The organism is Methylophaga sp. UBA678 (assembly GCF_002299105.1).
GTDB lineage: Bacteria > Pseudomonadota > Gammaproteobacteria > Nitrosococcales > Methylophagaceae > Methylophaga > Methylophaga marina.
The window spans coordinates 19,560-35,192 of record NZ_DBNG01000017.1 but is presented as its reverse complement, the minus strand read 5'-3'; the positions used below and the strand labels follow the sequence as shown (position 1 = coordinate 35,192).

General features: G+C 44.0%; 11 protein-coding genes and 1 riboswitch. Of the genes, 9 read left to right on the top strand and 2 right to left on the bottom strand.

Features of this window, described 5'->3' with window-relative positions; all coding sequences use genetic code 11:
• Positions 1-34: 34 nt before the first annotated feature.
• Entirely contained in the window at positions 35-1,981 is a 1,947-nt protein-coding gene (locus B3014_RS09450; protein ID WP_289245024.1) for a cytochrome c/FTR1 family iron permease, read from the bottom strand.
• A gap of 215 nt (positions 1,982-2,196) precedes the next feature.
• On the opposite strand from B3014_RS09450, the gene B3014_RS09445 reads away from it, so the two are divergent.
• From B3014_RS09445 to B3014_RS09415, 7 genes are all read left to right on the top strand, one after another.
• Positions 2,197-2,832 (top strand): 2OG-Fe(II) oxygenase, encoded by a 636-nt coding sequence (locus B3014_RS09445; protein WP_289245023.1) that lies wholly within the window; start codon positions 2,197-2,199, stop codon positions 2,830-2,832.
• A 144-nt stretch (positions 2,833-2,976) separates the two neighbouring features.
• The gene (locus tag B3014_RS09440) at positions 2,977-5,130 is read left to right on the top strand and encodes an HAD family hydrolase (protein ID WP_289245022.1); all 2,154 of its coding nucleotides are present in this window, start codon (positions 2,977-2,979) and stop codon (positions 5,128-5,130) included.
• Complete coding sequence (locus tag B3014_RS09435) at positions 5,127-5,981, top strand: HAD-IIB family hydrolase (RefSeq protein WP_289245021.1); 855 nt, start codon at positions 5,127-5,129, stop codon at positions 5,979-5,981. The genes B3014_RS09440 and B3014_RS09435 overlap by 4 nt, the downstream gene beginning before the upstream one ends.
• Positions 5,978-6,841, top strand: coding sequence for a carbohydrate kinase family protein (locus B3014_RS09430; RefSeq protein WP_289245020.1), 864 nt, complete (start codon positions 5,978-5,980; stop codon positions 6,839-6,841). The genes B3014_RS09435 and B3014_RS09430 overlap by 4 nt, the downstream gene beginning before the upstream one ends.
• Positions 6,842-6,874: 33 nt before the next feature.
• The gene (locus B3014_RS09425) at positions 6,875-8,830 is read left to right on the top strand and encodes an alpha-amylase family glycosyl hydrolase (RefSeq protein WP_289245019.1); all 1,956 of its coding nucleotides are present in this window, start codon (positions 6,875-6,877) and stop codon (positions 8,828-8,830) included.
• 85 nt (positions 8,831-8,915) lie between these two features.
• Positions 8,916-10,241 (top strand): DASH family cryptochrome, encoded by a 1,326-nt coding sequence (locus B3014_RS09420; RefSeq protein ID WP_289245018.1) that lies wholly within the window; start codon positions 8,916-8,918, stop codon positions 10,239-10,241.
• 81 nt (positions 10,242-10,322) lie between these two features.
• The gene (locus tag B3014_RS09415; RefSeq protein WP_289245017.1) at positions 10,323-11,087 is read left to right on the top strand and encodes a TIGR01458 family HAD-type hydrolase; all 765 of its coding nucleotides are present in this window, start codon (positions 10,323-10,325) and stop codon (positions 11,085-11,087) included.
• On the opposite strand, the gene rimO is transcribed toward B3014_RS09415, so the two are convergent.
• A complete protein-coding gene (gene rimO / locus B3014_RS09410; RefSeq protein ID WP_289245016.1) occupies positions 11,084-12,394 on the bottom strand; it encodes a 30S ribosomal protein S12 methylthiotransferase RimO in 1,311 nt (436 codons plus the stop codon). The two genes, B3014_RS09415 and rimO, sit on opposite strands and share 4 nt — an antisense overlap.
• Positions 12,395-12,612: 218 nt before the next feature.
• On the opposite strand from rimO, the gene B3014_RS09405 reads away from it, so the two are divergent.
• Together B3014_RS09405 and B3014_RS09400 are read left to right on the top strand one after the other, a co-directional pair.
• Entirely contained in the window at positions 12,613-14,196 is a 1,584-nt protein-coding gene (locus B3014_RS09405) for a methyl-accepting chemotaxis protein (protein WP_289245015.1), read from the top strand.
• A 208-nt stretch (positions 14,197-14,404) separates the two neighbouring features.
• A riboswitch (guanidine-I (ykkC/yxkD leader) is annotated at positions 14,405-14,503 on the top strand.
• Between the two features lie 57 nt (positions 14,504-14,560).
• On the top strand, positions 14,561-15,628 hold the full coding sequence (locus B3014_RS09400) for a putative urea ABC transporter substrate-binding protein (protein WP_289245014.1): 1,068 nt from the start codon (positions 14,561-14,563) through the stop codon (positions 15,626-15,628).
• Positions 15,629-15,633 lie beyond the last annotated feature (5 nt).

Sequence of the window (15,633 nt, the reverse complement as noted above, 5' to 3'; positions counted from 1 at the left end):
AGCCCGCTTTCGCGGGCTTTTTTTATGTTGATGTTTAAGCGGTTTCTTTGTTACCGAAAGGTCTGATGCCCATCAGAATAAGCAAAGACAACATCACGATTACCAGCTGGGCTGACAATCCCTCCCATGTTGAATAAATACCAAGCCAGGACAAGGCAAAATCAACGGGTAATGAAGAAATGCTGATCAAATCAGCTTCCTGTAGGGCGGCCACCGCCTTACCTATTAATACAAATGATAAAGCCAGCATCAGATAGGTACTGAAAGTGAAGAATGTTCTGATAGGTAAGCGTAATGAGTATTTAACAAACACCCAGAATAACAGGCCTAAAATCACTACAGCCGTAACAAAACCTGTGGCGATAGACATGGATTGTGATGCCGCCGATTGGGTAAGTAGTGCTTGATAAAAGAGGACTGTTTCGAACACTTCACGATACACCGCAATGAACGACAGGCCTGCTAATCCCCACAGCGTGCCTTTACTCAAGTGTCGATGAACGTGTTGATTAATATAAGCCTGCCAAGCCGCCGCGTTTGTTTTACTATGCATCCAGAAACCGACATAGAATAGAATCACAGCGGCCATCAAGGCGCCCACACCTTCCATGATTTCACGGCTTGCACCACTGATGCTAATCAGATTTTGGGCTGCCCACCACGTGGCGACACCCGCAATCAGGGCAAAAACCCAGCCAGCATGCACATATTTCACCGCGTCACGACGCTCCGTTTTGACTAGAACAGTGACCAGTGCCAACACAACCAGCATAGCTTCCAGGCCTTCACGCAATAAAATCACTAAACTGGCCGTAAACAGTGTCGAGTCCGATAAGGTATCGGCAGACAACAAATCTTGTGCCTGACTAAGCTGATGATTGGTTTGTTCAAGCAGTGCGGTAATGTCGTCTTGTTTTTCAGACTGAGCCGTTAATTGTCTGAATGCCATCATTGATTTTTCGATGTCTTTACGCAGTTGTGGGTCGTAGGCATCCAAGGCATTTTCTGCCAGTTCAAAACCATCAAGGTAGGCACTGACAGCTAGCGCTTGTGCCGCTTTATAGTCCCCTGATAGATAACTTGTATGTGCCGCTTTCAGTTGTTGTTTGGCCATGGCAAGTGGATCATTTGATGCAAATAACGGCTCAGGATGTGAGCGAAGCTGAGCTACTGTGTCATCGTCAAGCGTGGGGTATTTATTGAGTAATGTCTGGGGACTATTACTGACAAAATCCTGAATAGTCATGGCAGTGGGGACTGTTGCCATACCAGTGTGATCCTGAAAGGCCAAGCTACCTGCATAAAAGGCCAGTGACCAACGCTGTTTCTCATCAAGGTGAGACAGCGCCACCATAGCCGTGCCCTCAATACCATTGGTGATGGCATCGTATAAACCGATAAGTGAACGATTCATGGCACGATCTCTGTCAGTGAAGTTTGTCGGTGTGGGGTCCAAAGAGGCCGCTAATGTGCCATCTCCCTGACCCATTGCACCATGACAGGCACTGCAGTTTTGCTGATAAAGCTGTTTTACTTGTTGAATGGGCAGTAATTCGCTGGGCAAAGAGACGTCCGGTGAGAGCTTAATCAAGATATTCCGAAGATCCACTGTGATGGCATGAATGACATCAGGGTTTTGTTTATTAGTAACGGCTTGTTGTAATTTAAGCGCCGCTTCAAGCGCGTGTTGGCCGTTATCGAGTTGTCGGGTTTTTTCCACTGCAAGCGCAGAAAACTCCGTCATCTCGCTGTACTCAGCTTCGTTGATCACCTCACCATTGGCCACAGCAGCACTGTAATCTGCTCCGACATACTCAGCTATCTGCATGAGTTGTCGCGTATCACTCTGTGCATCGTTTGCATGTGCGGCATGAATAAATGACAACATCATCATCAAACTGATAATGAGGCCTGTGGTTATACGACGGTCAAATCTAAACACGTTTTTATTGGCTCCAGCGAGGGTGGTTGTATCAATCATTTATCTTGAGTGCAGTTCTAAATGAGAATCGTACGCAGTATAAACCTTAGTGCTGATTAGCGAGTAAATGATTTTTTTAGATACAGGTCTCAGTGAGAAGTTCTCGACCCAGCTAACTTTTAGATGATTAACCGCTGAAGGCTGTATTTTTAGGAGTTTATGTTATTGGGTGAGAGTGATAATCTTGCAGTTTGTGACGATTTGATGACAAAACAATGACGAATGTAATTCAACTGGAATCTCTTGATAAAGCCCCCGTACAAACGGTTCCATTTCCCTATTTCAAGGTAGAACAATCTATTTATCCTGAACAGGTGCAAGCCATCATCAAGAGCTTTCCTGATATCTCAGATGGCGGTAGCTACAATATCGATGATGTTGATTTACAAGAACCTTTTAAATCGTTAATTACCTCTATTGATACCCCGGAATTTCGGCGAATCATTTGTGACAAGTTTGATGTGCAGGTTATGGATTTGCCGATGATGATTACCCTCAGAGGGTATTCCAGACAAAAAGATGGACGCATCCATACCGATTCTAAAACCAAAGTGGCCACCATCCTTATCTACCTTAACGAAGCTTGGCAAGCTGATACAGGTAAACTGAGAATCTTACGAAATGGTCACGATATGAATGACTATGTGGATGAAGTCACGCCTGGTCCAGGTAGTCTTGTGGCTTTTAAAGTGACCGATAACTGCTGGCATGGCTATCCGGCATTTGAGGGCAAGCGTCAGTCCATACAGATTAACTTCCTGACTAGTACAGCCGCTGGCAATAAACATCGCTTTTTTCATCGTTTAAGTGCCAAGCTTAAACGACTCATTTCAGGTCGAAAATCCATTTAAATTTGATTGGTTATGTCTCAGTCGAATACACAGAGAATCTGCAATTAACCCAAGCTAATCTTTATTGACACAGTGTGATGCTATAGTATCAATGGTAAGACGATATCTGCGTTTACATACACAACAAAGGGAGAAGCAGGTTTTATGGCTGACGGGGTTGAGCAGATTTATATCGCACTAATTAGTGTGCATGGGCTCATACGGGCTGATAATCTCGAACTGGGCAGAGATGCCGATACAGGAGGACAAACGCTCTATGTTCTGGAACTCGCTCAAGCACTGTCTGAACTTCCCAATGTCTGTCAGGTAGATCTGGTTACACGCCGTGTGTTAGATAGCCATGTTGATGCTGAATACGCGGAACCCATTGAGAAGGTAAATGATAAATTCAGGATCGTGCGTATAGAAGCCGGTCCTGATGAATATATCTATAAAGAACATTTATGGGAGCATTTGGACGGGTTTGCAGACAACCTGGCGGATTTTTTCAGAAAACAAGACCATGTCCCTGATCTGATTCATAGTCATTATGCTGACGCGGGCCTGGTGGGATCTCATGTGGCTAATCTGCTAGGCATTCCACTTGTCCATACAGGCCATTCTTTAGGGAGGGTCAAACGAAGAAGGTTATTGGCCAGTGGTTTAACGACTGAACAAATTGAGTCACTTTACAATATGACTCGGCGTATAGAGGCAGAGGAGATTACTTTAGCAACCGCCGAACGTGTCATTACCAGTACTCACCAGGAAATCGAAGAACAATACGAAATTTATGATCATTATCAACCTGATCAGATGCGTGTCATTCCTCCTGGTACAAATATTAAGCAGTTCAAACCGCCAGAAGGTAATGAACTTGAAAGTGAGTTGTTTCAGAAGCTGACGCACCAACTTACAGACCCACATAAACCCATTATCCTGGCACTGTCACGACCGGATAAGCGAAAAAATATCACCGTGCTTATTGAAGCGTATGGTGAGTCAGAAAGGCTACAACAACTGGCAAACTTAGTGATTATTGCTGGTAACCGTGATGATATTGATGATCTGGAAGCAGGGGCTCAGGAAGTGTTTCATGAGCTTTTTGTGGCCATTGATCGATACGATTTATATGGCAAAGTGGTCATGCCTAAGCACCACAAGCGTGAGCAAGTCCCTCTGATGTATCGTATTGCTGCGGCATCAGGTGGGGTGTTTGTAAACCCGGCGCTGACAGAGCCTTTTGGTCTGACTCTGATCGAGGCCGCAGCCTCGGGCGTACCAATTGTGGCGACGGAAGATGGTGGGCCAAGAGATATTATTGGTAACTGTCATAATGGGATTTTAATTGATCCACTCGAATCATCGACTATCACAGACGCACTATTGAAATTATTAACAGACAATGATGTGTGGGATGATTATTCAAGCAAAGGTCTGGAAGGGGTAGCGAAGTGTTATTCATGGCAAGCACACGCTAAACGGTATATCGATTTGGTGACACCACTTGCTCAACGTGCTGAGTTACTTCAACGTAAGCCGCTTGAGCGAACCAGTCATGTCTATGCTGAACAGGCTATTTTCACCGATTTGGATTTGAACCTTATCGGCGACGATGTGTCGTTACATAAATTGATTAACCTGATTCGGGAAAACCGCAAGACCACAAAATTTGCCATTGCGACTGGCCGGCGTTTGGACGTTGCCCTTAGAATGATGAAAAAACATCAGATTCCTGAACCTGATATTTTAATCACCAGTTCTGGCACTGAGATCTACTATGCACCTAAGCTAACGCCAGATACGTCCTGGGCTCAACATATTGATTATCACTGGACGCCCCATAAAGTACGACTGTTGCTCGATGGGTATCCTGGATTAGAAAAGCAGCCAAAGTCAGAACAGAGTCGATTTAAACTGAGTTATTACATCGATCCTGAACAGGTAGATGTTGAAGATATAAAACGACTGTTACATCAGGAGGAACAATCGGTTCATGTTCAGCTGGCTTTTGGACAATATTTAGACATATTACCGATTAGAGCATCAAAGGGGATGGCTCTGCGCTATGTTGCCGACCATTGGCAAATACCACTTGAACATATTTTTGTCGCCGGCGGTTCCGGTGCCGATGAAGATATGATGCGGGGCAACACGCTCGCTGCGGTAGTGGCAAACAGACATAATGAGGAGTTATCACAATTGATTGATACTGACCGTATTTATTTCGCAGACAAACCATTTGCTGCAGGCATTTTGGAATCACTCGAACATTACCAGTTCTTTGATCATGTCAAAACGAAGAAAGCATCATCATGAGCCAAGCTAAAGTTTTACTCTGCACGGATATGGATAGAACCATCATTCCTAATGGCTTTCAGCCAGAGCCAGCTGATGCACGTAAACAGTTTTCCGACTTTTGTGAACGTGATGAGGTCAAGCTAGCATATGTCACAGGTCGTCATGTATCACTGGTGAAACGGGCGATTAAAAACTATGCCTTACCCGTTCCTGATTTTGCGATTACCGATGTTGGTACCAAGATATACCAGATAGGTAAAGGCAGTTGGCAACAAATGGCGGACTGGGAAGCTGAGATTGATAAAGACTGGAATGGCAAAACCCATGCTCAGCTGAAACACATTTTACGACCCATTAAAGAATTGCGTTTACAGGAAAGCAGCAAGCAAAACACCCATAAACTGAGTTACTACCTGCCACTGTATTTAGATAAAGATACAATTATTGCCCGTGTTGAAGCCTTTTTGAAAGATGCTAATGTCGCTGCCAGTATTCTCTGGAGCGTCGATGAACCTAAAAATATCGGCCTGTTGGATGTCTTACCTGAGCATGCAACTAAGCTCCATGCCATTGAGTTTTTACAACGCAAACTAGACTATCAATTGGATGAAGTGATTTTTGCTGGTGATAGTGGTAATGACCTGCCTGTTCTAACCAGTCAAATTCCCTCGGTTCTGGTCGATAATGCCAGCGCGGAAATAAAGCAGGCTGCAGTAGAGTTATCCAAACATAATGGTCATGCCGAAGCCTTATTCCTGGCGAAAAGTCATCGAGATAATGAAGGTAATTATGCTGCAGGGGTATTACAGGGCGTGGCGCACTTTGCACCGCATTTTGTTATGCAAACCAATAAAGAGGCATCATCATGACATCATCATCAAATCTAACGCTTTTTGGTGAAGCCTTATTTGATTGTTTTCCTACCGGAGAAAATGTTCTTGGTGGTGCTCCCTTTAATGTGGCCTGGCATCTGCACGCCTTAGGTGATTCTCCTGTTTTTATCAGCCGGGTAGGTAATGATGACTTAGGCAAAACCATCTTATCGGAGATGGATAGCTGGGGCATGAATACACAAGCTATACAAATTGACGACCAGCACCAGACAGGGCGCGTTGATATCACCATAAAAGATGATGAGCCAAGCTACACATTTGCTGAAGATAGTGCCTGGGACTTTATTGAGTTAGGTGAGTCAGCCAGTCAGGCTTTATCCGGATTTTTTTACCATGGCACATTAGTCGCTCGACATGAGACCTCGTATAAAACATTGGAAAAACTGACGGAAAACCCATCACTGGACATTTTTGTTGATGTGAATTTACGGTCTCCCTGGTGGCAGAAAGAGGTGGTCTACCATTGGCTGGAGCAGGCTCGCTGGGTAAAACTCAATGAGAGTGAGCTATATGAGCTCGGTTTTCAATCTGCTGATTTGTATCAGGACATGACACGAATGCATACGCACTTTCACCTTGATCAGTTGATTGTGACACGTGGAGAAAAAGGCGCTATCGTGAGAGATACAGATGGTGAGTTTCATGAAGTCGCACCTACTCAACATGAACAGGTTATCGATACCGTCGGTGCTGGCGATGCATTTACTGCCATGTATATTCACGGTCTTTTAGCGGACTGGTCAATTGAAACGACATTAGAAAAAGCACAAGCTTTCGCTTGTCGGGTGGTGACGCAACGCGGTGCCATCAGTAAAAATCCAGATTTTTACAAATAACGCTTATTCAGAATAATTCAAACAAGGTTAAGCATGTACGAACAGCAAGCCCATACATTGTTAAACGATATCCTCAATGAAATTGAAGCGGGCATTTCAAAGCAGGATTTACGCTATTTCTACACACGGTTGGGCGCAAATTTTTATGCTATACACTCCTTATTTGAGCGCTTATACGGTCATCGAGATGACTTCAAGGAGCAGTCTCAGAAACTGGTTGAAACAATGGCGTGGCAGTATATTCGCCGTCCAGAAGATCTTCGTCAGAAAGATATTGAGCGTGAAGCAGACCATAACTGGTTTCTAAGTCAGAACTGGGTAGGTATGGCGTTATACAGTCAGGGCTTTGCTGGCAACCTGCAAGGCATGAAAGACCATCTGAATTACTTTCAGGATCTTGGCGTCAATTTAGTACACATCATGCCAATCATGCAGTGCCCAAAAGGCAGCAGTGATGGTGGCTATGCCGTGAGCGACTTTCGAAAAATAGATGAGCGTGCCGGTAGTCTGCAAGACTTGAATCAACTCGCACGCAGCATGCATGACAGAGATATTTTACTGACCATGGATGTGGTGCTGAATCATACTTCCGATGAGCATGAGTGGGCGCAAAAAGCACGTGAGGGTGATCCTAAGTTTCAGGATTATTACTACACGTTTGAAAATCGTAATGTCCCAGATATGTTCGAGCAGAGCATGCCTGAAGTGTTTCCAGAAACGTCACCCGGTAATTTTACCTGGGATGAGGATATGCAGCGTTGGGTCATGACGGTGTTTAATAGTTATCAGTGGGATCTTAACTATTCTAATCCTGCTGTCTTTATCGAAATGCTTGATGTGATCCTGTTTTGGGCCAATCAGGGCGCCGATATTCTGCGTTTGGATGCGGTTGCTTTTTTATGGAAGAAAATTGGCAGTACTTGTCAAAACGAACGTGAAGCTCACTTGATTTTGCAATTGCTGAAAGATTGCTGCCAAGTGGTAGCGCCTGGCGTTTTATATATTGCTGAAGCGATTGTCGCACCGGTTGAAGTCACCAAGTACTTTGGTGAAGATGCGGTAATTGCTAAAGAGTGTGAAATCGCCTACAACGCCACTTATATGGCTTTGATGTGGGATGCCGTAGCCACAAAAAATACCAAGCTACTCAATCAAGGCATCAAGAGCTTGCCTGTGAAATTAGAGCGAGCAACCTGGCTGAATTATATCCGATGTCATGATGATATCGGTTTGGGCTTTGATGATCGTGATATTGAACTGGTTGGTTACCAACCAGCACAACATCGGAAGTTTCTGATTGATTATTACATGGGGCGTTTTGACCATTCTCACGCCAGAGGTTTGCCGTTCGGTGAAAATGAAAAAACAGGTGATGCTCGTATTTCTGGTTCTTTAGCCTCTCTGGTCGGCTTGGAATACGCCTTGGAAATTGGCGATCCTGAGGCAATCGAAGATTCAATCAAGATCATTTTACTCTTGCATAGTTTGATTATGTCCTTTGGTGGGATTCCTCTTCTATACTATGGTGATGAAGTGGGTACCACTAACGATGTTTCTTACCTTGAGGATCCATACAAGAAAGGGGATTCACGCTGGGTACATCGGCCTGTTATTGACTGGAATAAAGCAGATTTACGTAATCAGCCTGGCCATCCTCAATATGAAATATTTACCGCCTTAAAACGGATGATCTCAGTACGTAAAGAAATTGATGTGTTCGCCGATTTCAATAATCGTGAACTCATTGATGTAGGTAATGAGCATCTGTTTGTCTTCGAGCGTTATTGCATTCAGCAGCAACATCAACGTGTTCTGGTGGTTGCCAATTTCAATGATAAACCTCAGCATTTAAATTTAAGCGAATTAGGTAGCTGGGGAAATCCGCAAAATGGCCAACTTTATGACTTATTCAGTGGTCAGCGTCCAGATTTATTCAAAAATGCCTTAGTCATACCGGCCTTTAGTTTTTATTGGTTGCAAGAAAGCTGATTGTCCATTTTTGTTCTACTAACTTCACATAATATCGACATCCAACCCTCTAGTTTCAGAATGGAAACTGTTTCTAGGAGAAGACATGTATAAAACAGGTTTGTATTGGTTTAATCATGATCTTCGTGTTCATGACAACACGGCACTTCTTGAAGCCAGTTTGAACTGTGAACAACTGATCTGTTTATTTTGTTTTGACTCAGCCTGGTTCAAACAAACGGGGCTTAATGCCAAGCCCATGGGCTTAATACGCCGACAATTTATCGAACAATGTTTGCATGACTTAGCTAAAGAGCTCAAAAACAGGGGGCAACGACTGATTGTGATGACAACCGATCCAGTCTCAGCTATCTCTGTTTTGATAAAAAATCATGAGATTGATGTCGTCTATCGTAGTCATCATGTTGGGGTATTTGAAACAAGACAGTGGCATCACCTTCGAGCTGATTTCCCACGCATCGCGTTTCATTCTATCTGGACTCATACCTTATTTCGTCCTGAACAGTTGCCTTTTGGCTTAAACCATTTGCCGACGACATTTACAGAATTCAAACAAGCTTGTGAAACCATTGCTATTGATAAACCGGTAGCGATGCCCCAACAATTAGCACCCCCTGTTGATACTGTGACAGGGTTGAAACGAACAGCAGAGAATGTGCTGGATTCACATAAAGGTTTCAATGGTGGAGAAAAAGCAGCGCTTCAGCATTTAGACGACTACTTTTCCTCTGAGTTACCTCAACACTATAAAACGGTTCGAAATGAATTAGATGGTTGGGATAATTCCACGAAAATGTCTGCCTGGCTGGCCAGTGGTGCATTATCACCTCGCAAACTGATAGACAGATTACAGCGTTATGAAAAAGACAATGTCGCCAATGAATCTACCTATTGGATTTATTATGAGCTGTTATGGCGTGAATATTTCCAGTGGTATGCACAGCGTTATCAGCACAAACTCTTCAGACCGGAAGGCATAAATAAACAACGCGTATCGTGTTGTTTTTATCCTGAGCGTTATCAGAAATGGTGTCATGGTAATACCCCTTATCCCATCGTTAATGCCTGTATGAAACAACTTAATCAAACAGGATATATGTCTAATCGTGGTCGTCAGATTGTCGCCAGCTGTTTGGTCAATGAACTACAACTGGACTGGCGGTTTGGTGCGGCCTATTTTGAGCAACAGTTAGTTGATTATGATGTCGCCTCTAACTGGGGCAATTGGCAATATATTGCTGGAGTAGGCGCTGATCCGCGTGGGGGACGTCATTTTAATCTGGAAAAACAAACGGCGACCTATGATCCTGAGCATCACTTCATTCGACAATGGCATGGCGAGGCCAATCAGTACCCACTTGATTCGGTTGATGCAGCGGATTGGCCCATCATGCCAAATAAAGATGAATAAGTGATCGTGTCTGAGTATTGAGATCCGCTAAAAAGCATTGCATACTCAAATCATTGCTCTCATACAGTGGAGGCCATTGTTATGACTAAAGCAATTTTGTTTGATATTAGTGGGGTATTACATACTGACAATCAGCCTATCAGTGGCGCGGTTGATCTCATTAAGCGACTGAGGGGTCTGGGCATTCCGATGCGTTTTGTGACCAATACCTCACGTGCTACCTGCCAGTCAGTCTTGAACGAACTCAAACAGATGGGATTTGATATCAAGTCTGATGAAGTCTTTACAGCGCCCCTAGCTATTAAGCGCCTGTGTCAGACGAAGGGGTATCGACCATTTTGTCTTATTCATCCCGACTTAACACCAGAGTTCAGTGACTTAGAACAGTCTCAACCTAATGCGGTGATTGTCACTGATGCAGCGTATTTATTTAGTTATGACAATCTAAACAAAGCCTTTTCATTAATTATGAATGGCGCACCGTTACTGGGGATTGGACGCAACCGATTTTTTAAAAGTGAAGGTCAATTGCAACTGGATGCAGGGCCATTCATTCAAGCTCTGGAATACGCCAGCCATGTGGAAGCTCAGATTATTGGCAAACCGGCATCCAGTTTTTTTCATGAGGCTCTTACATCGTTAGGTATGGCTGCCAGTGATGTTCTGATGATAGGTGATGATGTGGCCTCAGATGTCATTGGTGCGATTGATGCCGGTCTTCATGCATGTCTGGTGCGCACAGGTAAGTTTCTACCGGAAGACGAAGCTGAGGCTAGCGCCGCCAACGCCATGATTGCTGACTCGGTAGTGGAGGCAGTCAATCAGGCATTTGATTTGGATTTTTAGATGAGTTTCGCCCAAAGATCATATTCATCGGCTTCTTCAAATTCGACGTCGACGATATCTCCAACCTTAAGATGCGTGGCGCCATCAATGAATACCTGACCATCAATTTCAGGCGCATCTGCTTCACTACGGCCCACCGCGCCTTCTTCAACGACTTCATCAATGATGACGCGGCCTTTGCGGCCCACTTTCAATTGTAATCTCGCTGCACTGATTTCTGCTTGGTGCGCCATAAAGCGGTCAAGACGTTCTTGCTTAACCGCTTCAGGAATTTGAGCTGGTAAGTCATTGGCTGTGGCACCCTCTACCGGGGAGTAGGCAAAAGCGCCCACACGATCAAGTTGTGCCTCAGTAAGAAAATCGAGTAACTCTTGGAATTCTTCTTCGGTTTCGCCAGGAAAACCAACGATAAATGTGCTGCGTAAGGTGATATCGGGACAAACTGCTCGCCAGGCACGAATACGTTCCAAGTTATTTTGTGAAGAAGCTGGTCGTTTCATCAGCTTGAGAATACGTGGGCTGGCATGCTGAAATGGGATATCCAGATAAGGCAGAATTTTTCCTTCCGCCATTAATGGCACAACGTCATCGACATGTGGGTAGGGATAGACATAATGCATTCTTACCCAAATTCCCAGCTCACCCAGGGCTTCGGCAAGGTCGTAAAAACGTGTTGCATGTTCACGACCGTTCCAATCGTGTGCTTCATATTTCATGTCCACACCATAGGCACTGGTATCTTGAGAAATGACGAGAAGCTCTTTAACGCCCGCATCAGCGAGTCGTTTTGCTTCAGTCATCACATGATGAATTGGACGACTGACTAGATCCCCACGCATAGAAGGGATAATGCAGAAGGTACAACGGTGATTACAGCCTTCAGATATTTTTAGATAAGCATAATGGCGGGGTGTGAGTTTGATGCCTTCTGGTGGAACCAGGCTAAGGAAAGGATCATGTTGTGGAGGCAAGTGTTTGTGGACGGCACTGACGACTTCTTCGAGCGCGTGAGCCCCAGTAATCTCCAGAACTTGTGGATGCTGTTCACGGATAGTATTGTCACGGCTCCCCAAACAACCGGTGACAATGACTTTGCCATTTTTAGCGATGGCTTCACCAATACTACCGAGAGATTCTTCAACAGCCGAATCTATAAAACCACATGTATTTACCACCACTAAGTCAGCATCATCATAACTTGGGGTAATGTTATAACCCTCTGAACGTAACTTGGTAATGATACGTTCACTATCAACGAGGGCTTTTGGACAACCAAGACTGACAAAACCAACTTGAGGTGCTTTCATATGACTTACCAATTATCATAAAGCCTATATTTTAAATAAAACTTGTTGATATGGCTTGTGTCCTATTAAATATTTTTACGGTCTAAAAACAACAATACCTTGCGAACTAAAAAGCTTATGCATTAATTTGTTGTTAACATTTAAGTTAGAACCGTGAGCTGCCGATACCAGTAAATGCAATACTTATTTACCATTCACTTTCATCAGGGTGAAGCACAATGAAAAAAAATCTGCCGGTAACGGATAAAGAAATTACCTTCGACAACCCATTGATTTCCACAACCGATCTCAAAGGCATCATAACGAGCTTTAACAAAGAGTTTGAGTACGTTAGTGGTTTTTCTGCTGATGAATTGATGCATGTAAATCATAACGTTATTCGTCATCCCGATATGCCACCAGCCGCATTTGCTGATCTCTGGTCTACCGTAAAATCAGGTAAACACTGGATGGGTATGGTTAAAAACCGCACAAAGACGGGCGATTTTTACTGGGTGGATGCTTACGTCACCCCCATCTTTGATGGCGATAAAGTGATAGGTTATGAGTCCGTTCGTAGTAAACCCAAAAAACAAGAAGTGAAGCGGGCAGAACAGCTTTATAAACAAATCAACGAAGGGAAAAAACCTAAACTCGGTAATGTCTTCACCCGGCTTTCTTTAAAAAGTAAAACGACCTTATCAGTAGTGCTGAGTGCCGTTGTGGCCAGCGTATTGAATCAAGTCAGCGTCATTCAGCAATTGCCCTATTACCTGCCAGTGCTTATCGCTGTGTTGGGTGGACTGGCGACGTATCTTCTGCTCAAGAACTGGATTTTTGCATCACTCGATAGAGCGATTAAAGAAGCCAATGATGAGGTCAACAACCCACTGATGGGCATGGTCTACACTGGTGCGGATGATGAGGTGGCTCAACTTGTTCTGGTCAATAAACTACTTCATGCCAGATTGAATACAATATTAGTCAGAATGAAAGATTCGGCTGGGAATATTGATAAGTCGGCTGGCGATACCTATCAGTCTCAACAGTCCATTATGGAATCAATTAATTCTCAGGCCTCACAAACTGAGCAGGTGGCGACCGCCATGACAGAAATGTCTTCCACGATTCAAGAGGTGGCACGCAATGCTAGCTTGGCTTCCCAGTCTGCGAATCATGTTGATGAGTTAACGCAACAAAGTATGGCTAAATCTGAAACAGCAGTAAAAGGCTTAACCAGCCTAGATAAAGCCTTTGATACTATCAGTGACTATATTAAAACACTGGAATCTGACTCCAGTGCAATTAATCCTATTGTAGATGTGATTAGTAACATTGCTGAACAAACGAATCTGCTGGCGTTAAACGCCGCGATTGAGGCCGCCAGAGCCGGTGACCATGGTAGAGGCTTTGCTGTTGTTGCTGATGAGGTACGTTCATTGGCGACCCGAACCCAGGAATCGACCCAAGAAATTTCGAACCTGATTTCTAAACTGGATGGTTCTGTCGTCAAAGTGGTCAAGGGTATGGAAACGACTAAAGATACTGCCTCCTCAAGCCGTCAGGATATTCAGGGTTCTATTGACTCTGTGAGCTCTATTAAAGAAAGTGTGGAGAAACTTAATGAACTCAACACCTTGATTGCGACTGCGGTTGAAGAGCAGAGCGCGGTGAGTGAAGACATTAATCAGAATGTGGTCAGAATCAGTTCAGATGCTGAAATGGTGGTGAATAATGCCAACAAGGTGAATGTGCATGCTGAAAATCTGGCTCAGGAGTCACAAAATCTACTGAATATGATTACCCGGTTTTCATCTCGCTAAAAAGTTCATGTGAGTCTTGATTGCACCATTACGGTGAGCATGAAATCATGGGTGTGCCATTATGGTGCAGCTTGATAGTTCGAGATAGACTTAGCATAAATAGCTAAGTTAATGATCACACATTAATTATTCTGATAGTCATAAAACTGGCATGGTATCTGCGTTATCAGCGCTAAGTGCTGAGGTGGTTTACCAACTACTGTCGACGAAATAAGGTTTCTAGGGTTCCGATCAACGATGATGTCTGGACCGAGAGTAACCGACCTTCACAGTGAAGGTTACACGGAGGGATAAAAGCCCGGGAGATTGTTTTTTGTAAAACATCTCTTGCACCGTGTTTCTAACTTAACTGTGAGGTAACTTCATGAAGTTCTCCAATCTTCGTATTATCAGCTTCTTGCTGCTTTCTTTTTCTCTCCTGGTCATTCCCTTTTCAGCGAATGCTGAACAAAAAGATAAATTCAGTATTGCCTGGACAATTTATGCCGGATGGATGCCGTGGGACTATGCGGCAAATGCCGGTATCGTCAAAAAATGGGCCGATAAATACGGCATTGAAATTGATGTAGTGCAAATCAATGACTACGTAGAATCCATCAACCAATATACGGCTGGTCAGTTTGATGGCTGCACTATGACGAATATGGATGCCCTGACTATTCCAGCTGCGGGCGGTGTCGATTCGACAGCGTTAATCCTGGGTGACTTTTCTAACGGTAATGATGGCATTGTTCTTAAAGGCAATGATAAAAGCTTAAAAGACATTGAAGGTCAAAATGTTAATCTCGTTGAACTCTCTGTTTCACATTATTTATTAGCACGAGCACTGGATACCATTGGTCTGAGCGAGCGTGACGTCAGAGTTGTGAATACATCAGATGCTGACTTAGTCGGTGTGTTTAACGCGGATGATGTGACGTCAACCGTTACCTGGAACCCGCTGTTATCGGAAGTGGCATCTATGCCAAACACCAGTAAAGTGTTTGATTCCTCGCAAATTCCGGGTGAAATCATTGATGTGTTATTGGTTAACACTCAAACGCTGAATGATAACCCTGCTTTTGGTAAAGCATTAACCGGCGCTTGGTATGAAATCATGGCGCGTATGGCGGCTGAAGATACTGATGCTTTGAGTTTTATGGCAAAAGCATCGGGTACCGATCTGGAAGGATATAAAGCACAACTGGCGGCGACCAATATGTTTTATGAAGCAAAAGAGGCAGTCGCTTTTGCTGAAAGCAAGCAATTACCTGAAACCATGAAATATGTCAGTGAGTTTTCATTTGAACATGGGCTGTTAGGTGAAGGTGCAATGGATGCTGGTTTTATTGGTATCGCTTACCCAGATGGCACCGTGGTTGGTAATTCGGCTAATGTAAAACTGCGTTTTGATTCGTCTTTCATGTCTATGGCAGCTGACGGTTCTCTGTAACCGTC